At 70.6% G+C, this 24328-nt stretch carries 20 protein-coding genes and 1 rRNA gene; 1 reads left to right on the plus strand and 20 read right to left on the minus strand.

Annotated elements, in window-relative coordinates; translation table 11 throughout:
• Nucleotides 1–28: 28 nt before the first annotated feature.
• The gene (locus tag ACWEF2_RS11540) at nt 29–1054 is read left to right on the plus strand and encodes a M48 family metallopeptidase (RefSeq protein WP_453814236.1); all 1026 of its coding nucleotides are present in this window, start codon (nt 29–31) and stop codon (nt 1052–1054) included.
• A gap of 96 nt (nt 1055–1150) precedes the next feature.
• Here ACWEF2_RS11540 and ACWEF2_RS11545 read toward each other — a convergent pair whose 3' ends face one another.
• The 20 genes from ACWEF2_RS11545 to rrf form a co-directional block, all read right to left on the minus strand.
• Complete coding sequence (locus ACWEF2_RS11545) at nt 1151–2707, minus strand: protein kinase domain-containing protein (protein ID WP_453814238.1); 1557 nt, start codon at nt 2705–2707, stop codon at nt 1151–1153.
• 304 nt (nt 2708–3011) lie between these two features.
• Nucleotides 3012–3200 carry a hypothetical protein gene (locus ACWEF2_RS11550; RefSeq protein ID WP_355600048.1) on the minus strand — a complete coding sequence of 63 codons (189 nt, stop codon included), beginning with the start codon at nt 3198–3200 and terminating at the stop codon, nt 3012–3014.
• A 333-nt stretch (nt 3201–3533) separates the two neighbouring features.
• Nucleotides 3534–4823, minus strand: coding sequence for a glutamate-5-semialdehyde dehydrogenase (locus ACWEF2_RS11555; RefSeq protein ID WP_453814240.1), 1290 nt, complete (start codon nt 4821–4823; stop codon nt 3534–3536).
• Between the two features lie 17 nt (nt 4824–4840).
• Nucleotides 4841–5965, minus strand: coding sequence for a glutamate 5-kinase (gene proB, locus ACWEF2_RS11560; protein ID WP_453814242.1), 1125 nt, complete (start codon nt 5963–5965; stop codon nt 4841–4843).
• A 61-nt stretch (nt 5966–6026) separates the two neighbouring features.
• Complete coding sequence (gene obgE / locus ACWEF2_RS11565; RefSeq protein ID WP_453814244.1) at nt 6027–7379, minus strand: GTPase ObgE; 1353 nt, start codon at nt 7377–7379, stop codon at nt 6027–6029.
• A 106-nt stretch (nt 7380–7485) separates the two neighbouring features.
• Entirely contained in the window at nt 7486–7743 is a 258-nt protein-coding gene (gene rpmA / locus ACWEF2_RS11570) for a 50S ribosomal protein L27 (protein ID WP_189794231.1), read from the minus strand.
• A 19-nt stretch (nt 7744–7762) separates the two neighbouring features.
• Entirely contained in the window at nt 7763–8065 is a 303-nt protein-coding gene (gene rplU / locus ACWEF2_RS11575) for a 50S ribosomal protein L21 (RefSeq protein ID WP_271223379.1), read from the minus strand.
• A gap of 185 nt (nt 8066–8250) precedes the next feature.
• Nucleotides 8251–10971, minus strand: coding sequence for an Rne/Rng family ribonuclease (locus ACWEF2_RS11580; RefSeq protein WP_453814247.1), 2721 nt, complete (start codon nt 10969–10971; stop codon nt 8251–8253).
• A gap of 95 nt (nt 10972–11066) precedes the next feature.
• A complete protein-coding gene (locus tag ACWEF2_RS11585; RefSeq protein ID WP_453814249.1) occupies nt 11067–11843 on the minus strand; it encodes a TIGR03936 family radical SAM-associated protein in 777 nt (258 codons plus the stop codon).
• Nucleotides 11844–11946: 103 nt separating this feature from the next.
• The gene (locus ACWEF2_RS11590; protein WP_453814251.1) at nt 11947–13857 is read right to left on the minus strand and encodes a TIGR03960 family B12-binding radical SAM protein; all 1911 of its coding nucleotides are present in this window, start codon (nt 13855–13857) and stop codon (nt 11947–11949) included.
• Nucleotides 13858–14041: 184 nt separating this feature from the next.
• Complete coding sequence (gene rodA, locus ACWEF2_RS11595) at nt 14042–15193, minus strand: rod shape-determining protein RodA (RefSeq protein WP_453814253.1); 1152 nt, start codon at nt 15191–15193, stop codon at nt 14042–14044.
• 8 nt (nt 15194–15201) lie between these two features.
• Nucleotides 15202–17271, minus strand: coding sequence for a penicillin-binding protein 2 (mrdA, locus tag ACWEF2_RS11600; protein ID WP_453814255.1), 2070 nt, complete (start codon nt 17269–17271; stop codon nt 15202–15204).
• Between the two features lie 67 nt (nt 17272–17338).
• Nucleotides 17339–17866 carry a rod shape-determining protein MreD gene (mreD, locus tag ACWEF2_RS11605; protein ID WP_453814257.1) on the minus strand — a complete coding sequence of 176 codons (528 nt, stop codon included), beginning with the start codon at nt 17864–17866 and terminating at the stop codon, nt 17339–17341.
• Between the two features lie 3 nt (nt 17867–17869).
• Nucleotides 17870–18751 (minus strand): rod shape-determining protein MreC, encoded by an 882-nt coding sequence (gene mreC, locus ACWEF2_RS11610; RefSeq protein ID WP_453814259.1) that lies wholly within the window; start codon nt 18749–18751, stop codon nt 17870–17872.
• Nucleotides 18751–19782 carry a rod shape-determining protein gene (locus ACWEF2_RS11615; protein ID WP_355600037.1) on the minus strand — a complete coding sequence of 344 codons (1032 nt, stop codon included), beginning with the start codon at nt 19780–19782 and terminating at the stop codon, nt 18751–18753. Before ACWEF2_RS11615 ends, mreC begins: the two co-directional genes overlap by 1 nt.
• A gap of 183 nt (nt 19783–19965) precedes the next feature.
• A complete protein-coding gene (gene ndk, locus ACWEF2_RS11620; protein ID WP_355600036.1) occupies nt 19966–20376 on the minus strand; it encodes a nucleoside-diphosphate kinase in 411 nt (136 codons plus the stop codon).
• A gap of 91 nt (nt 20377–20467) precedes the next feature.
• A complete protein-coding gene (locus ACWEF2_RS11625) occupies nt 20468–22258 on the minus strand; it encodes a hypothetical protein (protein WP_453814262.1) in 1791 nt (596 codons plus the stop codon).
• Between the two features lie 11 nt (nt 22259–22269).
• Complete coding sequence (locus ACWEF2_RS11630; protein WP_453814263.1) at nt 22270–22608, minus strand: DUF4233 domain-containing protein; 339 nt, start codon at nt 22606–22608, stop codon at nt 22270–22272.
• A 26-nt stretch (nt 22609–22634) separates the two neighbouring features.
• The gene (locus ACWEF2_RS11635) at nt 22635–23927 is read right to left on the minus strand and encodes a bifunctional folylpolyglutamate synthase/dihydrofolate synthase (protein WP_453814278.1); all 1293 of its coding nucleotides are present in this window, start codon (nt 23925–23927) and stop codon (nt 22635–22637) included.
• 336 nt (nt 23928–24263) lie between these two features.
• Nucleotides 24264–24328: ribosomal RNA gene (gene rrf, locus ACWEF2_RS11640) — 5S ribosomal RNA — on the minus strand; the annotation flags it as partial.

Below are 24328 nucleotides of genomic sequence, written 5' to 3' on the forward strand. Positions count from 1 at the left end.
CGCGCATGTCAGGCGGCCCCGACGTAGCATGCCGGACATGACCACCACCCCGGATCGCAACCGCGTGCAGCTTCCCGGCATCAGCTCACGTGCATACGAACATCCCGCCGACCGGTCCGCGCTGGTCGCCCTGCGCTCGCTCAGCGGGTTCGACACGGTGCTCAAGCAGATGTCCGGCCTGATCAGCGAGCGCCGCCTGCGCCTGATCTACCTCGCCTCGGCCGTGCGCGCCGGGGAGACCCAGTTCCGCGCACTGCACGACATGGGCCGTGACGCCGCCTACGCCCTTGATCTCCACCGCATCCCGGAGATCTACGTCCAGCAGAACCCGCAGGCACAGGCGATGGCGATCGGCTTCGACGACCCGTTCATCGTCGTCTCCACCGGCCTGCTCGACCTGATGGACGAAGAGGAGCAGCGTTTCGTCATCGGCCACGAGACGGCGCACATCCTGTCCGGCCACGCGGTCTACCGCACCATGCTGGACATCCTCACCCGCCTGGCCACCCGGGTGGCCTGGATCCCGCTCGGCTACATCGGCCTGCGCGCGATCGTCGCCGGACTGGAGGAGTGGCACCGCAAGTCCGAGCTCTCCGCCGACCGAGGCGGCCTGCTCTGCGGCCAGGATCCCGACGCCGCCCTGCGCGCGCTGATGAAACTGGCCGGCGGCTCACGCCTGCACGAGATGAACATCGAGGCCTTCCTCGACCAGGCGCGCGAGTACGACACGGCCGGGGACGTCCGCGACGGTCTGCTCAAGGTCCTCAACCTGCTCGGCACCACCCACCCGTTCGCGGTCTCCCGGGTCGCCGAGCTGGACAAGTGGCGGCGCAGCGGCGAGTACGACACGATCCTCGGCGGCGACTACCCCCGCCGCGCCGACGACTCCAACGCCAAGATCTCCGAGGAGGTCAAGGCCGCGGCTCGCTCCTACCGGGAGTCCTGGTCGCAGTCCCAGGACCCTTTCATCGGCGTCCTGCGTGATGTGGCCGAGGGCGCGGTCAACGCGGGAGAGCGCATCTTCAACCGCTTCGCCCGTCGCGATGGCAACTGATCGGCGCACGGAAAGGTCTGGAAGCCTCCCTTCCGGGCCTTTTCCCGGCGAGAACCCCCCGCGGCTCCCGGCCGGTGAGGAGCACCGCCCGGCCCCCTAGACCATCAGGGCGATCGCGCGCATGGCCGCCGCGCACAGGGCGACGAACCCCCCCAGCACGGCGAGCGCGCGCAGCCCCTCCTTGCGAAGGTCCGGGATCCGGGAGCCGACCCGTTCGACCTCGCGGCTGATGATCCCGCCGCAGACGGCGCCGAAGACGATGCCCGCGATGACGACCTGCACGGGGCTCAGCCACCACTCCGGTGGCAGCGATCCGCCGAAGGTCAGCCAGAGCGTGATGCCGGCGAGCGCCGCGGCGGGCAGTCCCGGCCAGGCCAGCGCGGTCAGCAGCGAGACCGCGAAGGTCAGCGGGAAGGTCACGACACGCAGCACGCCCCGGGCTCTGGCCGACCTGTTCCCTCTGACCAGCCAGTGCCCGGCCCAGACCGCGCGGGCCAGGACGGCGAACACCCCGGTGACGGCGAAGGTGGCCGCCGGCCAGATCACCGTGGCCACCACGCACGGCACGGAGAGCACCGCCAGCATGATGAGCGCGGCGTTCCCCGCCGGCAGCGGCCCCGCCCTCCTTCCGGCCTCGGCCTCCCCGGTCGGCGCGCCCTCCGCCCGCCGTCTCCTGGCGACCATTCCGCGTGCCCGCCCGGCCCCCTCTCTCCCCGGTGCCTGCCGGGGCCCCCTGACCGAACCGTCCGCGCCGGCCTTGCCACGGCTCTCCGGCCTCCTTCCCGGCGAGCCGGCGGTGACCGCGACCGGCCGCGCCGCCCTCGAAGGCTCTCTCAGAGGCTCGGAATCGCATGAGACGGCGCGGGCGAGCCGGCTGAGACGGGCGGTGAGACCGGCCGCGGTGGGACGCTTGGCCGCCTCGCGGTGGAGGGCCGCGCGGACGAGGGGGAGCAGCGCCGCGGGGATGCCCGCGAGGTCGGCCTGGCCGTTGAGGATGGCGTACATCTGCGCCTCGACCGGGCCCCTGCCGAAGGTGGGGCGTCCGGTCGCCGCGAAGGCCACCGTGGCCGCCCAGGCGTGCACGTCGGCCGGCTCGCCCACGGGCTCGTCCGCGAACAGTTCGGGGGCCGCGTAACTCGGCGTGCCGAGGAAGGTGCCCGTCAGGGTGAGCCGGGTGGCGTCCAGGACGTGGGCGATGCCGAAGTCGATCAGGACGGGCTCGTCCTCGGCGTTGACCAGGACGTTGGAGGGCTTGAGGTCCCGGTGAACGATCCCCGCCGCGTGGACCACCGACAGCGCCGCGGCCAGCCCGTGGGCCAGGGTGACCAGACCGGCGCCCGTGAGCGGGCCGCCGTGCCGTACCCGGTCGAAGAGGTTCTCCCCCTCGATGTGCTCCATGACCAGGTAGGGCCGTTCGCAGGCGAGGTCGGCGTCGAGGACCCGGGCGACGTAGGGGCTCTCTATCCTGCGGAGGGCACGGACTTCGCGCTCCAGCCGTATTCGGGCCTCCGAGTCGGCGTCGACCGCGTCGTGGAGCATCTTGAGCGCGACGCTCTCGCCACGTTTGCTGGTGGCGTGGTAGACCTCGCCCATGCCGCCCCGGCCCAGGCGCTCCACCAACGTGTAAGGTCCGACGCGCCCGAGACGACCCACGTGACCTCCTGCGTCGGCCACATAGGTCCAAGACCGCTGTGCCTATCGGGTCGCCCGCTCTCGCGCGCTTCCCTGCCCTTCAGCCATAGGAAACAACACCATAGCGGGCGGCCCTCACGAATTCCCGGCGGCACGCCGTACCCGTCGGAAGATCGGCGAAACGCCGTCCGGCTGTCCGGTGCCGGACAGTCCCGCGGGGGCTGCGAGGCGCCGCCTCCGGGGACGGACGGCCCGCGCCCCCGTTGGTGCGGCGGGTGCCGCCTCAGAGGCGGCCCAAGCGGCTCCCCGCCGCACGGAAGGCGTCTCACGGCCGGCGCGGCTCCCGGGGCGAGCCGGCCAGCAGGCTGTCCAGCTCGGCCGTGGGCTCGGCCGACAGGTCCCGTCGCTTGGTACGGCGCCAGCGCACGTGCCCCCGGCGTTCCAGCCAGAGCATCAGCCGGTCAAGACCGAAAAGCACAACAACGACAAACAGGAATGCGACCACGATTTCCATGAAGTCCAGTCAAACCATAGGAAGCAGTGATTACCTGGAGCGACACGCAACTACCGTCAGCGACGAGCGGGATGCTCGACCAGGTCGGTGACGAACCCGTGCAGCACCAGCCTCACAATAGGCCCCTGCCCCGGGAGCCGTCCGTGAAAGCGGGAACGCCACCGGATTCCCGGCTCGCCGCCGGGCGGCCCGCCCCAGCGGGAGGTCGGCGCGGCAGCCGCCCACCGGAACGCCTTCCCGCAGCTCACAGGCGCAGTGCCGCGGAGCCTCCGAGAAGGCCGCCCGCTCCCCCGTGACCCTCCGGCCCCGCCGGAGAGAACCGGAGAAGGCGGGCTACCGGCCTCCCGCCGAGGACGAGGCGACGACCGTACCGGCATCGGTGCGCAGATGGCCCTCTCCGGTGTAGACCCACTTGGTGGAGGTCAGCTCGGGCAGGCCCATGGGGCCACGCGCGTGCAGCTTCTGGGTGGAGATCCCGATCTCCGCGCCGAAACCGAACTCCCCGCCGTCGGTGAACCTGGTCGAGGCGTTGACCGCCACCGCCGCCGAGTCGACCAGCGCGACGAACCGGCGGGAGGCGCCGACCGAGCGGGTGACGATGGCGTCGGTGTGGCCCGAACCGTACCTCCTGATGTGGGCGACCGCGTCCTCCAGCGAGTCGACCACGGCGGCGGCGATGTCCAGCGAGAGATACTCGGCGCCGAAGTCCTCCTCAACGGCCGGCACCACGTCGCCGTAGGCCGCGATCCGGGCGTCCCCGTGCACCGTCACCCCCGCCGCCGTCAGGGCCGCCAGCGCGCGGGGCACGAAGGCGCCGGCCACGGCGGCGTGCACCAGGAGCGTCTCGGCGGAGTTGCACACCGACGGCCGCTGAACCTTGGCGTTGAGCAGGATCTCGATCGCGAGCTCGATGTCGGCGTCGGCGTCGACGTAGACGTGGCAGTTGCCCACACCGGTCTCGATGACCGGGACCGTGGACTCCTCGACCACCGAGTTGATCAGCGAGGCCCCGCCGCGCGGGATCAGCACGTCCACCAGGCCACGGGCCCGCATCAGCTCCTTGGCCGACTCGCGGGTCCGGCCGGGCACCAGTTGCACGGCCTCCGGGGGAACCCCGGTGCCGGCCAGCGCCTCCTGCATGATCCGGACCAGCGCCGTGTTGGACTCGTAGGCGCTGGACGAGCCTCGCAGCAGGGTGGCGTTGCCGCTCTTGAGGCAGAGCGCCGCGGCGTCCACCGTCACGTTGGGACGGCCCTCGTAGATGATGCCGATCACGCCGAGCGGCACCCGGAGCTGGCGCAGCTCCAGCCCGTTGGGCAGCGTGCCGCCCCGGATCACCTCGCCCACCGGGTCGGGCAGGTCTGCGACCCGGCGCACCGCCTCGGCGACGGCCTCCACCCGGGCCCCGTCGAGCCGGAGCCGGTCGATCATGTATTCGGAGACACCGCCCTCCCTGGCACGCTCCACGTCGAGCGCGTTGGCCGCGACGATCTCGGCGGCCCCGGCCACCAGAGCGTCGGCGATCACGCGGAGCGCGGCGTCCTTCGGCGCCCGCGGCAGCGGGGCCAGCTCGGCGGCGGCCTCTTTAGCCGCCAGGGCTACCTTCAGGAAGTCCTCGGACATCTCGCGCTCCAAAAGAACTAGGGGTGGGACTCCAGTATGACGATGTCGTCACGGTGGATCAGTTCGCGTTCGTACTCCGGGCCAAGGCTGGTGGCCAGCTCGCGGGTGGAACGGCCGAGCAGGTCCGGGATCTCCCCCGCGTCGAAGTTGACCAGGCCGCGGGCGACCACCCGGCCGCGGGCCCCGCACAGGTCCACCGGATCTCCCGCGGCGAACTCGCCCTCGACCGCGGTGACCCCGGCGGGCAGCAGCGACTTGCGGCGGCCCACCACGGCCTCGACCGCGCCGGCGTCCAGGTGGAGCCGGCCGCGCCCGGTGGTGGCGTGGGCCAGCCAGAGCAGGCGGGTACCCGGGTGGCGGCCGCCCGGGTGAAAGTAGGTGCCGACGTCGGCGCCGGCGAGGGCCTGGGCGGCGTGCGCGGCCGCGGTCAGCACCACCGGGACACCGGCCCCGGTGGCGATCCTGGCCGCCTGCACCTTGGTGACCATCCCCCCGGTGCCGACCGTGCCGCCCTTGCCGAGCTCGACCCCCAGGAGGTCCTCCGGTCCTCGCACCTGGCCCAGCCTGCGAGCACCGGGACGGCGGGGGTCGCCGTCGTAGAGCGCGTCCACGTCGGACAGGAGCACCAGCGCCTCGGCGTGGGTCAGGTGGGCCACCAGCGCGGCGAGCCGGTCGTTGTCGCCGAAGCGGATCTCATCGGTGGCCACGGTGTCGTTCTCGTTGACCACGGGGACGATGCCCAGCTCCAGCAGCCGGCTCAGCGTGCGCTGGGCGTTGACGTGGTGGGAGCGGCGCATCATGTCGTCGGCGGTGAGCAGCACCTGGCCGACGCGCAGGCCGTAACGGGCGAAGGAGGAGGTGTAGCGGGCGACCAGCACCCCCTGTCCGACCGAGGCCGCGGCCTGCTGGGTGGCGAGGTCACGAGGTCTGGCCGACAGGCCCAGCGGGCCGAGCCCCGCCGCGATCGCGCCGGAGGAGACCAGCACGACCTGCGTGCCGGTCCCGCGCCGGGCTGCGAGCACGTCGACCAGGGCGTCCACCCGATCGACGTCGATCGTGCCCTGCGGGGTGGTGAGTGACGACGAGCCCACCTTCACGACAAGGCGCGAAGCCGTACGGATCCGATCGCGCGCAGAGTCCACGACATGCACCTTTCTCACGTCACAGGCCACAGGGGGCGTGGAGGTCACCGGCGGGGGCGGGTCATCCGAGGCGGTTGTCCGAGCCGCGCGGCCCCTGGTGCACGGCCTCGGCGTTGAGCGTCGGCTGCCAGTCGAAGATGTAACCGTTCTCCATGGACCCGATGACGACCTCGGCCCCGGCCTTGGCGCCGGCCTTGGTGAGCTCCTCCTCGACGCCGAGCCGCTCCAGCCGGTCGGCCAGGTAGCCCACGGCCTCGTCGTTGGTGAAGTCGGTCTGGCGGATCCACCGCTCCGGCTTGACCCCGGTGACCTGGAAGGTGTTGTCGTCCACCCGCCGCACCGAGAAGCCCGCGTCGCCGAGCTGCCGGGGCTTGATCACCAGGCGGGTCGGCTCGGCCACGGGCGCGGCCTCCCGGGCCGCGGCGACCATCTCGCCCATGGCGTAGGTCAGTTCCTTGAGCCCCTCGTGGGTGGCCGCGGAGATCGAGAAGACCCGCAGGCCCCGCTCCTGGAGCATCGGCCGGACGATGTCTGACAGGTCGCGCGCGTCGGGGACGTCCGCCTTGTTGAGCACGGCCAGCCTCGGCCGGTCCTCCAGCTTGCCGTACGCCTTGAGCTCGGCCTCGATCGCCTCGAAGTCGCTGATCGGATCGCGGCCCGGCTCCATGGTGGCGCAGTCGATCACGTGCACCAGGGTGTTGCACCGCTCGACGTGGCGGAGGAACTCGTGCCCCAGCCCTCTGCCCTCCGAGGCGCCCGGGATGAGACCGGGCACGTCGGCGACGGTGAAGACGGTGTCGCCGGCGGTGACCACCCCGAGGTTGGGCACCAGCGTGGTGAACGGGTAGTCGGCGATCTTCGGCCGGGCCGCGGAGAGCGCGGCGATGAGAGAGGACTTGCCCGCGCTGGGGAAGCCCACCAGCGCCACGTCCGCGACGCTCTTCATCTCCAGCATCACGTCGAGCTCGCCGCCGGGCTCGCCGAGCAGCGCGAAGCCCGGGGCCTTGCGCTTGGCCGAGGCCAGCGCGGCGTTGCCGAGCCCGCCGTGCCCGCCCTCGGCGATCACGTAACGGGTCCCGGAGCCGACCAGGTCGACCAGGACCTCACCGGTGTCGGCGTTCTTGACCACGGTGCCGTCGGGCACCGGGAGGATGACGTCGAGGCCGTTGGCGCCGTCGCGGTTGGAGCCCTGCCCCTGCTTGCCGTTCTCGGCTCTGCGGTGCGGGCGGCGGTGGTAGTCGAGCAGCGTCGCGGTGTTCGGGTCGACTTCCAGAATCAGGTCGCCGCCGCGGCCGCCGTTGCCCCCGTCGGGGCCGCCCAGCGGCTTGAACTTCTCCCGGTGGACAGAGGCGCAGCCATGTCCCCCGTCACCGGCCTTGATGTGCAGGACCACCTGGTCCACAAAGTCCGGCATGTCTGCCTTCCTACCCCCATCTGCGGAAAAATCCGCTTACAACACGAACAGGGGCGGACCGCTCTAGAGCGATCCACCCCTGTCGTCAACGTCTGGCGGTGCGAATCTACTCCGCAGCCGGAACGATGCTCACCGCGCGGCGACCGCGCTTGACACCGAACTGCACGTAGCCCGCGGCCAGCGCGAACAGCGTGTCGTCGCCACCGCGGCCGACGTTGTCGCCCGGGTGGAAGTGAGTGCCCCGCTGGCGGACGATGATCTCACCGGCGTTGACCAGCTGACCACCGAAGCGCTTCACACCGAGCCGCTGGGCGTTCGAGTCACGGCCGTTCCGAGTGGACGACGCGCCCTTCTTGTGTGCCATCTCGCAAAACTCCCGAAACTCAGGCCTGGTCGATGCCGGTGATCTTCACCTGCGTGTAACGCTGGCGGTGACCCTGGCGCTTCTTGTAGCCGGTCTTGTTCTTGTACTTGAGGATCCGGATCTTCGGACCCTTGGTCTCACCGAGAATCTCGGCGGCGACGGTGAACTTGCCCGCCTCGGTGGTCACGTCGCCATCGTTGACGACGAGCACCGTCGGCAGCGAAACCGTGGAACCGACCTCGCCGGCGACCTTGTCCACCTCAAGGACGTCACCGACGGAGACCTTCTGCTGCCTGCCGCCGCAACGAACGATCGCGTACACCGCGGAACCCTTCTTCTGACTGCTTGCTCGCTGGATGCTGCGCCCCGCATCCGGCTATGGTCATTGAGTTTGACCGACGAACCGGGTAGGCGCGCGAACAGGGCGCGCCATGAGCGCACCGGTTCACCAGGGTACCGGATTACCGGTGTCCTGGTCGAACCGGGCGGAACGTCGGGGTTGCCGATTTAATCGGCAGACTTGGCCTTGCGGGAACGTCGCCGCCCCCGGCCGGAAGCCTGTGCGGCCTGCGCGTCCTCGGCCGGGACGTCATCAAGCGCATCGGTCACCGTATCACGGCCGAACTGCTCACTGGCCGCCACAGCGTGACCGCCCTCCTTGCCGAGCTTCTCCGCGACGGCCTTCTCCACGGCCATCTTGCCCTGGGTGCCACGCGGCTCGGGTCTGCCCTCGACCGGCTCGGTCGAGACGTGCAGGCCGCGGCCGTTGCAGCACTCACAGACGGTGGAGAACGCCTCCAGCAGGCCCTGTCCGACCCGCTTACGGGTCATCTGCACCAGACCGAGGGAGGTGACCTCCGCGACCTGGTGCTTGGTCCGATCACGGGCCAGGCACTCCAGCAGCCGCCGGAGCACCAGGTCTCGGTTGTTCTCCAGCACCATGTCGATGAAGTCGATGACGATGATGCCGCCGATGTCGCGCAACCTGAGCTGGCGGACGATCTCCTCTGCCGCCTCCAGGTTGTTGCGGGTGACGGTCTCCTCAAGGTTGCCGCCCTGCCCGGTGAACTTGCCGGTGTTGACGTCGACCACGGTCATGGCCTCGGTCCGGTCGATCACCAGCGAGCCGCCGCTGGGCAGCCAGACCTTGCGCTCCATCGCCTTGGCGATCTGCTCGTCGATCCGGTAGGCGGCGAACACGTCACCACGGTCGTCCCACTTGGTGAGACGGTCCGCCAGGTGCGGGGCGACGTAGCGGACGTACTCGTCGACCGTCTCCCACACGTCGCCCGCCACCACCAGCGAGGCGAAGTCCTCGTTGAACACGTCACGGACCACCCGGACGGTCAGGTCGGGCTCGGAGGAGAGCAGCTCCGGCGCACTGGCCGACTTGGCCTTGCGCTGGATGTTCTCCCACTGGGCCGACAACCTGGCCACGTCCCGGCCGAGCTCCTCCTCCGACGCGCCCTCGGCGGCCGTGCGGACGATGACACCGGCGCTCTCCGGCATCACCTTCTTCAGGATGCTCTTGAGACGGGTGCGCTCCTTGTCGGGGAGCTTGCGGCTGATCCCGGTCATCGAACCGTCGGGCACGTAGACCAGATAGCGGCCGGGAAGGCTGATCTGCGAGGTGAGCCGCGCGCCCTTGTGCCCGATCGGGTCCTTGGTGACCTGCACCAGCACCGACTGGCCGGACTTCAGCGCCACCTCGATCCGCTTGGGCTGACCCTCCAGCCCGGCGGTGTCGAAGTTGACCTCACCGGCGTACAGCACCGCGTTGCGGCCCTTGCCGATGTCGACGAACGCCGCCTCCATGCTGGGCAGCACGTTCTGCACCTTGCCGAGGTAGACGTTGCCCACGTAGGACTGGCTCGCCTCACGGTTGACGTAGTGCTCGACCAGGACGCCGTCCTCCAGCACCGCGATCTGGGTCCGGCCACCGGTGCGGCGGACCACCATCATCCGCTCGACGGACTCCCTGCGGGCCAGGAACTCCGACTCGGTGATGATCGGCGGACGCCTGCGGCCGAGCTCGCGGCCCTCCCTGCGGCGCTGCTTCTTGGCCTCCAGGCGGGTCGAGCCGCGCACGCTCTGCACCTCGTCCATCGAGGTGCTGCGCCCGGCGCGAGGCGCGCGGATCCGCACCACCGTGTTCGGCGGGTCGTCCGGGACCTCCCCCGCCTCGTCGACGCCCCTGCGGCGCCGGCGACGCCGGCGACGTGAACTGCCGCCCGCGTCCTCGGACTGCTCGGCCTCGGCAGAGGTCTCCTCCTCGGACTGCTCGGAGTCCTCCTCCTCGGCCTCGTCCAGCTCACGGGTCTTGCCCCGGCCGCGACCGCCCCTGCGGCGCCGGCGCCGGCGGCTGCCGGCGTCGTCGTCGCCCTCACCGTCGTCGTCCTCGGGCTCCTCGGCGGTCTCCGCCTCAACCTCCGCCTCGACCGGCTCGGGCTCGGACTGCGGCACCGGAACGGGCTGCGGCGCTGCGGCGCGGACCGGCTGCTCGGCCCGGTGCGGGTCCGGGGCCTGGAACAGCGGCTGGAACACCGCGGCCGGCGCCTGGAACGTGACCGAGGGCGCCTCGGAGCGCTCCTGGGCGGTCAGCCCGAACGGGTCGGCGAACAGTCCCGGCCGCCCCTCGGCGACGTCGTCACCGGCGGGCTCGCCGGCCGACGAGGCCTCGGCCGGCATCGTGAGCAGCAGCGCCGCCGCGACCTCCTCGGCCTCGGCCGTGGTGATGTCGGCCATCCGCTCCGTCTCGACCGGCACGTCCTCGGTGACGGCCTTCCTGCGGGTACGGCTACGCCGGGCGGGGGCGTCCTGCGCCACCGGCTCGGCGCCCCCTTCGGGCACGCTCCACGCGCCGGAGTCGGAGACCGCCCCGGTCACGCTCGGCACCGGCGGCCCGGCGGTCCAGGCCGGCTCCCCGGCCTGGCCGGAGTCCGCCTTCTTCGTACGGCTGCGCCGGGTGGTCGCGGTCGTGACCGCCGCCCCGGCCGCCTTGCGCCTGGTGGCGCGCTTGGGCGCCACCTCCTGAACGGCGTCGGAGACCGTGTCCCGGACCGGCTCGGGGCCCCGCTCGGCGGTCGTCGCCGCGGGTGCGGACTCCGGCTCCTCCGGCGGAGGCCCCGCGGGCCGGCTGGCGGCTCGTCGGCGGGACGTCGGCTGTGTCTGTTCGCTTGTATCCCCGTCAGGGCCAGTGGCCCCGACAATGGGCTCGTTGTCGAGCATGCGGGCGCTCTCCCGTCAGCTCCCGGGCACGTCTCCGCGCCGCGCGGGAGCTCTCGTCTCTCGCTGTAAGCCGGGCCTGAGCCCGGCGTCAAGTCCTATAGGTCGCCGCCGACGTGCTCGCTCGCCGGTTCCGCCCCGCCGCCGCGCGTAACGTCGCGGTCCAGGCCGAAGGGGTCGGCGGGCTCACCGGTGCCCACGTCGAGCGGTCCCTGCGCCAGCCTGGTCACCTCGGGGGGCACCGGCGGCGCGAAGCCGGCCAGACGTAGTCCGGTAAGAACGTCGTCGGGTCGAACGGCAGGAGTTGCGTGCCGTACAACCATGCGAAGTATGACACATGGCTGACTGGACGCCTGACCTGCTGTTGTCTCAGTTCCCTCAATAACCTCAAGGTTCAGCACCGCCTCTCGCGCGTCGAACCGGCGCAGCCCCTTTTTGGTCAGGCGCTCCACCTCGACGCGCTCCGCGGCGTTGAACCGCTCGACCGCCGTCGCGGCGAGAGCGGGATCGGCCTGCGGCAGCCGCAGCTCCCACACCGAGCACTCCAGCTGGTCGGCCAGGTTTCCGGTGCTCGCCTCGACAACGGCGAGCACGTCGAGACCGGACGGCAACGAGGTGTCCAGGGCGGCACGGAGCCGGTCCGGATCACACTGTCGCGTCACACCGATCTCAAGATATTCGGCCTCGCTCGCGACTCCGGTGGGCGCGGCCGCGCCCACGTAGGAGATCCTGGGGTGAGGTGAGAAGCCCGCGCTGAACGCCACCGGCACGCCGGCACGCCGGACCGCGCGTTCCACGGCTCGGGAGATGTCGCGGTGGCTGGTGAACCGCAGGCGGCCACGCTTGGCGTAACGGACACGTAAGCGCTGCACCACCGGCGCGGGCGGAGGTCCATCGGGAACAGGTTTCAGAGTGGTGTCGTCCTTCCCAAGTCGTGGTCGTCGTTTCAGGATAGGCCGTGCTCACACAGGGCCTATCTCAGACAACCGTCAGTGGCAGCAGCTTCTTCCCCGTCGGCCCGATCTGAATCTCGGTTCCCATCGTGGGGCACACCCCGCAGTCGTAACACGGGGTCCAGCGGCAGTCCTCGACCTCGACGTCGTTGACGGCGTCCTGCCAGTCCTGCCAGAGCCATTCGCGGTCGAGACCCGCGTCGAGGTGGTCCCAGGGCAGGACCTCGTTCTCCTCGCGCTCCCGCGTGGTGTACCAGTCGACGTCGACGTCGGCCTTGGCCGCGGCGTCCATCCAGCGCCGGTAGGAGAAGTGCTCGCTCCAGCCGTCGAACCGGCCGCCGTCCTCCCACACCGCGCGGATGATCTTGCCCACCCGGCGATCGCCCCGGGAGAGCAGGCCCTCCACGATCGAGGGCTTGCCGTCGTGGTAGCGCAGGCCGATGGCCCTGCCGTACTCCTTGTCGCCGCGCAGGGCGTCCTTCAGCGCCTTGAGCCTGCGGTCCACGGTCTCGTGGTCCGCCTGGGCCGCCCACTGGAACGGGGTGTGCGGCTTGGGCACGAACCCGCCGATGGAGACCGTGCAGCGGACGTCGCGGGAACCGGTGGCCTCGCGACCGGCCTTGATGACCTTCCTGGCCAGGTCGGCGATGCCGAGGACGTCGGCGTCCTCCTCGGTGGGCAGGCCACACATGAAGTAGAGCTTCACCTGACGCCAGCCCTGCCCGTAGGCCGTGGTGACGGTCCGGATCAGATCCTCCTCGGTGACCATCTTGTTGATCACCTTGCGCATCCGCTCGGAGCCGCCCTCGGGGGCGAACGTCAGGCCGGAGCGGCGGCCGTTGCGGGAGAACTCGTTGGCCAGGTCGATGTTGAAGGCGTCGACCCGGGTGGAGGGCAGCGACAGCGAGGTGTTGGTGCCGTCGTACCGGTCGGCCAGGCCCTTGGCCAGGTCGCCGATCTCGGAGTGGTCGGCCGACGAGAGCGACAGCAGCCCGACCTCGTTGAATCCGGACGCCTTGACGCCCGCCTCGACCATGTCGCCGATCGTGGTGATCGAGCGCTCCCGGACCGGCCGGGTGATCATCCCGGCCTGGCAGAACCGGCACCCGCGCGTGCAGCCGCGGAAGATCTCCACGCTGAACCGCTCGTGCACGGTCTCGGCCAGCGGAACCAGCGGCTTCTTCGGATAGGGCCACTCGTCGAGGTCCATGACCGTGTGCTTGTGCACCCGCCACGGCACACCCGACCGATTGGGCGCCACCCGCTGGATCCGGCCGTCCGGGTGGTAGTCGACGTCGTAGAACCTGGGCACGTAGACCCCGCCGGACTCGGCGAGCCGCATCAGCAGCTCGTCACGCCCGCCGGGCGAGCCCTCGGCCTTCCACTCGCGGATGACCTCGGTGATCGCGATGGCGACCTGCTCCCCGTCACCCAGCACCGCGGCGTCGAGGAAGTCGGCGACCGGCTCGGGGTTGAAGGCCGCGTGACCACCCGCGAGGACGATCGGATCGTCGTCGCCCCGGTCGGCGGCCTCCAGCGGAATACCGGCCAGGTCAAGCGCGGTGAGCATGTTGGTGTAACCGAGCTCGGTGGAGAAGGAGAGCCCGAACACGTCGAACGCCCGCACCGGCCGGTGCGCGTCCACGGTGAACTGGGGCACCCCGGTGGACCTCATGAGCGCCTCAAGATCGGGCCAGACCGCGTAGGTCCGCTCGGCCAGCGTCTCCGGCATCTCGTTGAGGATCTCGTAGAGGATCTGGACCCCTTGGTTGGGCAGGCCCACCTCGTAGGCGTCCGGGTACATCAAGGCCCAACGGACCGTCGTCTCGTCCCAGTTCTTGACGGTCGAGTTGAGCTCACCCCCGACATACTGGATCGGCTTCTGCACTCTGGGCAGGAGCGCTTCCAGGCGGGGAAACAGCGACTCGACAGGCATGCGGTCAAGAATATCCGGCTGGAAAGGGTGCCACAGGCGGTCGTCGCCCGCTCGCAGCGAGTCGATCCGGCGTCACCGCCCGCCAAAGGCCGCCTGATCGCGGTGGGCGTCGCGCGGCGCGGCGGTGAGGGTCCGCTGAAAATCCAGCGGCCGGAACATGCCGGCGACTCTCACGGCGACCCGACTAGAACGGCTGTTCGCGAATATAGATGGCCTGTAGCAGCCCAATGGCGATCATATTCGCGAAGGTCGCGGTGCCTCCGTAGGAGACGAACGGGAGCGGCAGGCCCGTGATGGGCATGATCCCGATCGTCATCCCGATGTTGACGAAGGACTGAAAGGCCAGCCAGCAGACGATCACCCCCGCCACCAGCGTGCCGAACCGATCGTCGCACTGCCGGGCGATCCGCATCCCCCGAAGCAGGATCACACCGATCAGGACCACCACGGTGACCGAGCCGAGGAAACCGAACTCCTCCCCGGCCACGGTGAAGATGAAGTCGGTGTGCTGCTCGGGCACGAACCGGCCGGTGGTCTGCCCCCCCTCGAACAGCCCCTTGCCGAACACCCCTCCCGAGCCGATGGCGATCAGCGACTGGGTGCTGTTGTAGCCGACGCCCCGCGGGTCGCTGGCCGGGTTGAGAAAGGCGGTGAACCGGGCGATCTGGTACGGCTCAAGCACGTCGAGCAGCCACACCGCCACGCCCCCGCAGACCACCACGAGAGCCAGCCCGAAGACCCAGCGCTTGCGCACCCCCGCGATGACGATCGCACCGGCGGTGATCACGCCGAGGACCATCGTGGTGCCCAGGTCGGGCTGGAGCATCACCAGCCCCATGGTGAAACCGGCCACCACCAGCGATATCCCGACGTCCAGCCCGCGAGGCCGGTCGGTGCCCCGGGACGGCTGGGCGAGCAGCATGGCGAGCATCAGCACCAGGCCGAGCTTGGCGAACTCCGACGGCTGGAAGGCGAACCCGCCACCCAGCATGATCCACGAGTGGGCGCCGTTCACGGTCGCGCCGAGCGGGGTGAGCACCAGGAACAGCCCGAGCAGGCTCATGCCGTACACCAGCACCGCATAGGTCCGCAGCGAGCGGTGGTTCACCATCACGGCCGCGCTGGTCAGCGCGATTCCGATGGCGACGTTGAGGATGTGCTTCTTGACCAGCCCGGTCGAACCCGGCGCCCACGTCCTGGTGGACGACCAGACCAGCATCGTGCCGATCACCGTCAGCGCCGCGACCGCGACCAGCAGGACCCCGTCCATCCGGCGCACCGCCGAGGACGCCGCCACCGCCCGGCGCGCGAGGGAACCACCGCTCGGCGCGGCCATCGGCCGGCTCACCGCGCCACGGTCCCATCCCGCTTGATCATCGGCAGATCCACGGCCGGGCGCCCGCTGGGCAGCGCGGCCCGGACCGGCTTCGCCGGGGACTGCGATGTGATGCCGTAGATGCCCTCATAGATCCTGCGTACGGCCGGAGCCGCGGTCTGACCGCCCATTCCGCCCTGGGAGACCATCACGACAACCACGAACCGTGGCTTGTCCGTTGGCGCGAACGAGGCGAACCAGGAGGTGTCCGTCTTGCCGTACACCTCGGCGGTGCCGGTCTTACCACCGATCTTGACCTTGTCCATCGGGAAACCGGCGAAGGCCCCCGCCGCCGTACCGTCGGAGGGAACCTCGCTCAGCGCCCCCTTGATGTAGGCCCGTTCGGTGGGCGACAACGGCAGCCTGCCCACCACCGGCACCTTGATCTCCTTGACCATGGTGCCGTCCGGCCGCACCAGGGCCCAGCCCAGCCGGGGGCTGCGCAACCTGCCGTCTCCGACCAGCGCGGCGTAGGCCGCGGCGAGCTGCAACGGGGTCACCAGGACGTCGCCCTGCCCGATGGAGAAGTTGGCGGCGTCGCCCGGCCGCCACTGGTACCCCTCCAGGCAGTTCTCGTACGCCAGTTGCTTGAGGAAGGCGGCCCGGCTGGGACTGCTCCTGGCCACCTCCGGATAACCGGACTTGGCCCGCCTGCAGTTCTCCTCCTTGGTGGCGCTCCAGAGCTGTTTCTTCCACTCGCGGTCGGGGATCCGTCCCGCCGACTCGCCGGGCAGGTCGATCCCGGTCGGACGGCCGAACCCGAAGGAACGGGCCATGGTCGCCATGGGCTCCTTGGTCTTGCCCCTGGGCCGCAGGCCGCCGTCGCGCAGCCACTGCTCGTAGGCCGCCCGGTAGAAGATCGTGTCGCAGGACTTCACCAGCGCCGTATGCAGGGTGAGCGTGCCCAGCCCGATGCCGCGGAAGTTGCTGAAGGGCCTGCTGCCCACCATGAAGGAGCCCGGGCAGTCGTAGTGACCGTGCAGGGGATAGCCGTCGCCGAGCATCGCCGACACCGACGAGATCTTGAATGTCGAACCGGGCGCGAACTCCCCCTTGATCGCCCTGGACACCAGCGGCCGACCGGCCTTGTCCGACAGCAGCCGCTGATACTCCGGCTCGGAGATGCCCCCCGTCCAGACCGCGGGATCGTAGGTCGGCGCGCTGGCCAGCGCGACGACCCTGCCGGTCCGCACGTCGAGCACCACGCCCGCCGCGCCGTCCGCGGCCGGGGCCGACTTCATGGCCTCGGCCAGGGCCTTCTCCGTCACGGCCTGTACCTTGGCGTCGATGCTGGTGATGAGCGTGTCACCCGGTGTCGGCGGCACCTGCCGCTCCACGCCGATGACCTTGCCGAGCCGGTCCACCTGCACCCGGCGCAACCCCGGCACCCCCCGCAGCGAGCCGTCGTAGACCGACTCCAGGCCGTCACGGCCCATCAGGTCGACCCCGGAGAACACCGCCTTGAACCCGGCGCGCCTCTCCAGCTCCTCCTGCGTGATCGGTTGCAGGTAGCCGAGAGCCTGCGCGGCCGCGGTGCTGCCCGGATACTCGCGGACCGCCTGCACCTCGGCGGTGACACCGGGAAACTCCTCCTGCCGTTCCAGGATCTGCAGAGCCTCACGGGTGGTGACGTCGTCGTCGATCGGGATCGGCTGGTACGGCGAGCCGGGCCAGCACGGCCTGGTGACCCCGGGACCGCACGCCCTGATACGCATGCGCAGATCCGCCGGGCGGCGGTTCAGCACCGAGGCCAGCTTCTGCAGCACGCTCCTGCCGTTGCCCTCCATCCGGTTCAGGCTGGTGCGGTCCACCGAGACCACCAGCCTGGTCCGGTTACGCACCAGTGGCCGCCCCGCCGAGTCGAGGATCTGCCCGCGCACCGCGGGCACCACCACGTCACGGGTGCGCGTCTCGGTCGCGGCCGCCACGAACTCCGCTCCGCGCACCACCTGCACCTGCCAGAGCCGCACCGAGAGCAGCACCAGCAACGAGACCACCAGGACCTGAAGCACGACCAGCCGGGCCCGCGTCCGGATCATGCCCGCCTCCCGCCGGACGGCCGGCCGGGACGCGGCCGGAGGAACCCCTGCCCGTCGGCCCGCCGGCTCATGCGCGCCCCCGCACGAGACGTCCCACAGGCCGCAACTCCCGTACCCTGGGCCCGCGGACGAGCCTCGTCACCACCCACACCGTGGGCGGCGCGGCCAGCAGGTTGTAGCCGACCGCCCAGGGCAGCGTCGTGGTGAGCACGGCCCCGCTGATCCGGGCGTCGCCGAGCAGCGCGCTGGTCGCCACGGCGACCAGCGGCCCGGCCGCCGCGCAGACCAGCGCGGTGAGCAGCACGGAGTCCGGACGGCTCTCCACCATCCGCCCGGCCGCGAACCCGACCAGGCAGAGGACCAGGGCGTACTGACCGAGCATGTGCGCGGCGGGCGGCAGCACGTCACCGAGGAGCCCGGCGCAGAAACCCGCGACCGCCCCGGCGGTGGCCCCGCGGACCAGCGCGTACCCCACGACACCGAGCAGCACCAGGTCGGGCGCGCCCTGACCGGGCAGTGGCAACCGGTTCACCACCGTCACCTGGACGACCATGACCAGTAAAAGCAGCCCCGCGGACACCACGTCACGGCCCACTCTCTAAACCCCCTCCTGCGGCGCTTTCGGCAGCACGGCGTCACGCGGGTTGCGCTGCGGCGCCTGCACCACCACACCGACCACGTCCAGCGCGGTGAGGTCGGCGTACGGCCGCGCGTAGGCGATCCTGGTCAGCTCCCCGGGGGTGGCCTCCACCCGCTCCACCACCCCGATCGGCACCCCCGCCACGTACGGCGCGCCACGCTGGGAGCCGAAACTCACGATCCGGCGCCCCGGAACGATCTGGGCGGTCGAGTCGAGCAACCGGAAACGGATCAGCCGGCCGTTCTCCCCCACCCCGTGCACCACCCCGATCTCGTTGCTCCCCTCAAGTCGCGCCCCGGCCGCCGAGGCCGGGTCGCTGAGCAGCACCACGGTCGAGGTGGACGTGCCCACCTGGACCACCCGGCCCACCAGGCCGTCGCCGTTCAGCACGGTCATCTCCGAGCGCACCCCGTCGGCGCTGCCCACGTCGAGCTGGACGGCCTCCTCGAACCCGGGCGTGCCACGCCGGGCGATCACCTGGGCGGGCACCAGCTTGTATCCCGCGACGCCGGCGACGCCGAGCAGCCGGCGCAGCTCGGTGGAGCGCTGACGGTCCAGGGACTGCGCCAGCAGGTCGCGTCTGAGCCGCTGATTCTCCGCGAGCAGCCCGTCGATGCGACGCTGCGCGTCGGGGGCGGCCGCCATCGTCTCGAAGAACCTGCCGATCGGCCGGATGAGACCCGCGCCCGCGCTCTCGGCGGCGCCGAACATCTCCGCCCCGGCCTTCTTGAGAGGGCCGAGGGGAGAGTTCGCCCCCGTCCGATGATCCACGGTCATGAGCACAAGCGCCGCGGCCAGCAGCACCCCTAGGCTCATCCGGGCCCGGCGCGTGTCCCTCATCAGTGCCGCGGCTCCGGTACGAGGACCTGCTGCAGGGCGTCGAAGTCCTCGACGCACTTGCCGGAGCCGAGCGCGACGGAGTCGAGCGCGTTGTCCACCAGGTGGATCGGCATGCCCGTCTCCTCCTTGAGCCGTTCGTCCATGCCCTTGAGCAGCGCGCCACCCCCGGTGAGCGCGATCCCCCGGTCCATCAGGTCTCCGGAGAGCTCCGGCGGGCACTTGTCCAGCGTGGTCTTGACCGCGTCCACGATCACGTTCACCGGCTCCTCGGTGGCCCTGCGGATCTCGGCCGCCGACACGATGATCGTCTTCGGCAGGCCGGTCACCAGGTCGCGTCCGCGGATCTCGGCGTGCCCGTCCTCGGGGAGCACGCAGGCGGAGCCGATCGCCATCTTGATCTCCTCGGCGGTCCGCTCCCCGAGCATCAACGAGTGCTCCTTCTTCGCGAAGGTGATGATCGCCTGGTCCAGCTCGTCACCGCCCACCCGGATCGACTGGCTGGTCACCACACCGCCCATGGAGATGATGGCCACCTCGGTGGTGCCGCCGCCGATGTCGACCACCATGTTGCCGGTGGGCTCGTGCACCGGGAGCCCGGCGCCGATCGCGGCGGCCATCGGCTCCTCGACGATGTAGACGCCGCGGGCGCCCGCCTGGTAGCCGGCCTCCTTGACCGCGCGCTGCTCGACCCCGGTGATCCCGCTCGGCACCGCGATGATGATCCGCGGCTTGGCGAAGTGACGGCGCTTGTGCACCCGCTGGATGAAGTAGCGGAGCATGCGCTCGGTGACGTCGAAGTCGGCGATGACGCCGTCCTTGAGCGGCCGGATCGCCGTGATGTTGCCGGGGGTCCGGCCGATCATGCGCTTGGCCTCGATGCCGATGGCCACGATCTTTCCCGTGGTCGTGTTTATCGCGACGACGGACGGCTCGTTGAGAACGATGCCGCGGCCCCGCACATAGACGAGAGTGTTGGCGGTGCCGAGATCGACCGCCATGTCGCGGCCGAGAAAAGCAAGCTTGCTGCTCATGAGGAAGGCGGCCCTCCTTCCGTCAGGTCGTCGGCGAAAACTACAGAACGCACTCGAATCGTAACGTGACGTACCCACCATTGAGCGCAATGAGCTGCCCAGCTCCGGGAAAATCTTCAACCCCACCGCACACACCGAGCCCCGCCATCCACCAGGATGACGGGGCTCGGCGGAGCGGGAGCCCTAGAAGCGGTCGGGGAAGAAAAGCTTGATCTCGCGGGCGGCGGACTCGGGCGAGTCGGAGCCGTGCACCACGTTCTCACCGATCTCCAGGGCGTGGTCGCCGCGGATGGTGCCGGGGGCGGACTTGACCGGGTCGGTCAGGCCCGCGAGGGACCGGAACGCCTCGACCGCGCGGGGCCCCTCGGCGACCAGCGCGACCAGCGGACCCGAGGTGATGAACTCGACCAGCTCGCCGAAGAACGGCCGCTCGGAGTGCTCGGCGTAGTGCGCCTTGGCGGTGTCGGCGTCCAGGGTGCGCAGTTCCAGCGCGACGACCTTCAGGCCCTTGCGCTCGATCCGGGCGATCACGTCGCCGATGAGACCACGCGCGACACCGTCGGGCTTGATCAGGACAAGAGTGCGCTCGGACACTGAGGTTCTCCTTTGAACAGGGATGACTCGCGGACTGCGATGAACGCGCGAAGTTTACCGTCCTCGGCCCCACTCCCCGTGGTCGGCGACGTCACGGGCGGTCCGCCCCGTCCCCAAGAGCCCCCTCGGGGGACGGGGTGGGCGGTGGAACCACCGGCAACGCGCCGGGCCTGTCCGGCTCGGGCTCCGTCGCGGGCCGGTGGCCGGGACGGAGCCTCGGCCTGGGACCGGTCTTCGGTTTCGGCTCCGGCTCCGGCTCCGGCACGGCCCTCCCGGGCTCGCCCTCCCCCTCACCCGCCGACGCGGAGAGGTGGTCCACCGGTCGCGCCGGCGGCGGAACCACCGGGATCGCGGGGGTCACAGAGGTCACAGAGGTTGCCGCGCCCGTCGGCGACGTCTCGGCGCAGACGTCGTCGAGCCCCTCGACCGGAGGCAGTTCGACTCGGGGAAGGGCTCCCACCGTATCCCCCGGGGCCGCCGGGGCCGCCGGGGAACGACGGGTCAGCACCGCGCCGAGCACGATCATCACGACCACCAGAACACCTGCGACCAGGGCCCACAGACGCATGGCCCCCACAAAGGCGTCAACCTTCGCCTGCTGGGTCACGGCCACCTGCAGGAGGGTGACCTGGATCCCGCCCCCAAGCAGAAAACCGGAGAGCACCCCGGGAAAGAACAGCGACAGCGCGAAAAGCTGGGCTCCCACGCCCGACGCGCGCAGCGCGGCGGTCAAGGCGACCGCGGCACCCACCGTGAGCAGTACGAACGGGAGGATCAACACAAGACCGTCGGGGGCGGGCAGGAAGACCCGGACGCTGCACAGCCCGGCCACCACGGCCACCAGGCCGCCCGCGCCGAGCAGCGGCATCAAGGTGTCCCCGAGCCGGCTCACCAGCACTGCGGCGACGAGACCGGCGACTCCGGCGACCACGAACGCGGGCCAGAGACCGGACAGTCCCGGACCGCCCAGCCCGACAAGCTCGACGCAGGTGACCTGAGCCATGGTGGGCAGGACGACGACACCAACCGCGAGCGTCGTGTAAGCGGGTGCCCGTCCGGCGACGCCCTCGAAGGTGAAGGCGGCGAGCCCGAGAAGCACGAGGATGGACAGCCCTCCCACAAGGACGAGCCGCTCCGGCGGCCAGTCGAAGGTCGCGCCCAGGGCCAGGGCCGCGATCCCCGCGGCGGGCACAACCGCCGTCAGCAGACGCCTGCGCTCCATCGCGCTCGGCACCGGACCTGCCGCGACACCGTCTCCGCTCCGCATCCAGAGCACCAGATAGGCGGCGGCCAGCGCGAGCGCGATCCCCGTCAGCATGGGGTACGGCTGGAGCGTGACCCGCCAGGACCGGACCTCGTCCAGCGGCCACAGAGCGAGCGCCTGCGCGGCCAGAAGGCTCACCGCCAGCACGCCTCCCCAGATCCCACGCAGGGCCATGGGCCGCCCCCAGACCGCCACCAGGGTCGCGGGCACCAGCAGGCCGGCCCCGGTCCCGTGCAGGACTCTGAGCACCCCCACCAGCAGCGTGGAGCCCGCATAGCCCCCCGCCGCGTCGGCCAGCGCCAGCAGGGTCAGCCCGCCGACCAGGACGGGCGCCGCACGCACATGACGTAACAGCAGCCCGGCCAGTGGCACGGTCAGCACCATGGCGGGCAACGCCAGTCCATGCGCCCAGACCATCTCGACCTGGGAGATGTCGGACGGGAGCAGGACGGCCACCACCGAAATGGTGTTGGGGATGGCGACGATCGCCAGCGGTAGCGTCACCGCGACGAGCAGCCCGAGGACGACGTCGAGCATCAGCGAGACACGGAGGGGGCGTACCAGGCCCGGAGGCCCGGCGGCCACCACCCGGGACGGCTGGATGGGAGGGACGGCCATGTTGGCCGACTTTAGCGGGAAGTCACGCCCTCGACACGGCGAGCGACGAATATCGCCGTGATCCACAGCGCGGTGAAGATCAATCCGAGGAAGAACATGGTCGGAACCAGGAAACCCGCGGCGATGGCGAGAATCTGGATCACGCTTCCCAAGACATAGGCGAAGGGACGTTTCAGCATTCCCGCGGCCAGGACGCACAGGACCGCCAGGCCGATCCCGACCGTCACCGCGACAGCCGGCGAGATGCCCTGCGTGTTGATGGCCACCGGCGTGAACAGCCCGATGACGATCGCCTCCATGCCCAGCACGCTCGCGCAGAGCCGCCGCATGCCCGGAGTAACAGTGATCATTGCTCGCCTCTCCCCTGCCACTCGGGTCACGTGACCTCCTCCGCCTTGAGCAGCAGCCGCGCGTTTCCGGCCGTGACCACCGACCCCGTGATCAGCACCCCGGCGCCGCCGAACTCCCCGGCCTCGTCGGCCAGGCCGATTCCGAGGTCGATCGCCCCGTCCAGCCGGTCGGCCCGGTGGACCCGGTCCGGTCCGAAGATCTCCCCGGCCAGCGCCGCGAGCTCGCCCGGCTCCATGGACCTGGGTGAGGAGTTCCTGGTCACCACGAGCTGGTCCGTCATCGGCTCAAGCAGTTCCAGAATGCCCCGGACATCCTTGTCGGCGAACATCGCCACCACGCCGATAAGCTTGGCGAAGCCGAAGGACTCGTGAACGGCCTCCAAAGTGGCCTGAATCCCACCCGGGTTGTGTGCGGCGTCCACAAGCACCGTGGGACCGCGCCGCACCACCTCAAGCCTGCCCGGCGAACGCACCTGAAGGAACGCCTGCCGCACCAGCTCGGGGTCGAGCGGGTCGTCGCCCGCGGTCAGTGCCTCGACGGCGGCCAGCGCACAGGCGGCGTTACCCGCCTGGTGCGCTCCGTAGAGGGGGAGCAGAACCTCCTCGTAGGTGCCCTTGAGCCCCCTGAGGTGAAGCAACTGCCCGCCGACCGCCAGCTCCCGGCCGAGCACGCCGAACTCCAGCCCCTCACGCGCCAGGGTCGCGTTCACCTCCACGGCCCTGCGGACCAGCGTCTCCGCGGCGGGAAGCTCCTGCTGCGCCAGCACGGCCGTCGCCCCGGGCTTGATGATGCCCGCCTTCTCGTTCGCGATCGTCGCGACATCGGGGCCGAGGTAGTCGACATGGTCCAGCGAGATCGGAGTGATGACCGCGACCACGCCGTCGGCGACGTTGGTGGCGTCGAAACTGCCCCCCATACCCGTCTCGACGACCGCGACATCGACGGGGGCGTCGGCGAACGCCGCGAAGGCCATCGCGGTGAGCGTCTCGAAGAAGGAGAGCCGGCGCCCCTGGGCGTCGATCATCTTCAGGTAGGGCTCGATGTCCTCGTAGACCTCGGCGAAACGCTCCTCGCTCAGCGGAGCACCGTCAACGCAGATGCGCTCCCGCATGGACACGAGGTGCGGGCTGGTGAACCGGCCGACCCGCAGATTACGCTCACGCAGGAGCGTCTCGATCATCCGGGTCGTACTCGACTTCCCGTTGGTGCCGGCGACGTGCACAACCGGATAGGAGTGCTGCGGAGAACCCAGCACATCCATGAGCGCGGCGATCCTGTCGAGAGTGGGCTCGAAGTTCCACTCGACGCCGCGTTCCATGATTGCCTGTTCGACCGCTCGATAGTCCACCTCTCAAGCCTACTGACCCCGGTCGCGGGATCCCGACGGGGCCGGAGAACAGTCCGCGAGGACATCCGGGAAAGATCGTTGAAAAGGCATGAGCAAGCTGGGAAAGCGCCATGGGATAGGCGCCGTAATCTCGGAAACAGCCGGGTAAGGCCGTTGCCGGAGTGGCTGGGGAATCAGGCCGAGCTCAGGCCGGCAGTGAAACGGCGGACACCCCCAGAACAGCCCCCCACACCCCCGGGAACATCCCCCCGACAACGCGAAAAAGGGCCACCCCCACAAGGGGGGGTGACCCTTCCTCTAAAGATTGTCCGGCGGCGACCTACTCTCCCACACCGTCCCCGGTGCAGTACCATCGGCGCTGAAGAGCTTAA

This window comes from Streptosporangium sp. NPDC004631 (assembly GCF_053601935.1).

Bases quoted from the DNA above. Each gene is read 5' to 3' on its own strand.
- ACWEF2_RS11540 (WP_453814236.1), top strand. From the start codon at position 29: ATGCCGGACATGACCACCACCCCGGATCGCAACCGCGTGCAGCTTCCC.
- ACWEF2_RS11550 (WP_355600048.1), bottom strand. From the start codon at position 3,200: ATGGAAATCGTGGTCGCATTCCTGTTTGTCGTTGTTGTGCTTTTCGGT.
- ACWEF2_RS11555 (WP_453814240.1), bottom strand. From the start codon at position 4,823: ATGTCCGAGGACTTCCTGAAGGTAGCCCTGGCGGCTAAAGAGGCCGCC.
- obgE (WP_453814244.1), bottom strand. From the start codon at position 7,379: ATGCCGGACTTTGTGGACCAGGTGGTCCTGCACATCAAGGCCGGTGAC.
- rpmA (WP_189794231.1), bottom strand. From the start codon at position 7,743: ATGGCACACAAGAAGGGCGCGTCGTCCACTCGGAACGGCCGTGACTCG.
- ACWEF2_RS11580 (WP_453814247.1), bottom strand. From the start codon at position 10,971: ATGCTCGACAACGAGCCCATTGTCGGGGCCACTGGCCCTGACGGGGAT.
- ACWEF2_RS11590 (WP_453814251.1), bottom strand. From the start codon at position 13,857: ATGCCTGTCGAGTCGCTGTTTCCCCGCCTGGAAGCGCTCCTGCCCAGA.
- rodA (WP_453814253.1), bottom strand. From the start codon at position 15,193: ATGGCCGCGCCGAGCGGTGGTTCCCTCGCGCGCCGGGCGGTGGCGGCG.
- mrdA (WP_453814255.1), bottom strand. From the start codon at position 17,271: ATGATCCGGACGCGGGCCCGGCTGGTCGTGCTTCAGGTCCTGGTGGTC.
- mreC (WP_453814259.1), bottom strand. From the start codon at position 18,751: ATGAGGGACACGCGCCGGGCCCGGATGAGCCTAGGGGTGCTGCTGGCC.
- ACWEF2_RS11615 (WP_355600037.1), bottom strand. From the start codon at position 19,782: ATGAGCAGCAAGCTTGCTTTTCTCGGCCGCGACATGGCGGTCGATCTC.
- ACWEF2_RS11625 (WP_453814262.1), bottom strand. From the start codon at position 22,258: ATGGCCGTCCCTCCCATCCAGCCGTCCCGGGTGGTGGCCGCCGGGCCT.
- ACWEF2_RS11630 (WP_453814263.1), bottom strand. From the start codon at position 22,608: ATGATCACTGTTACTCCGGGCATGCGGCGGCTCTGCGCGAGCGTGCTG.
- ACWEF2_RS11635 (WP_453814278.1), bottom strand. From the start codon at position 23,927: ATGGAACGCGGCGTCGAGTGGAACTTCGAGCCCACTCTCGACAGGATC.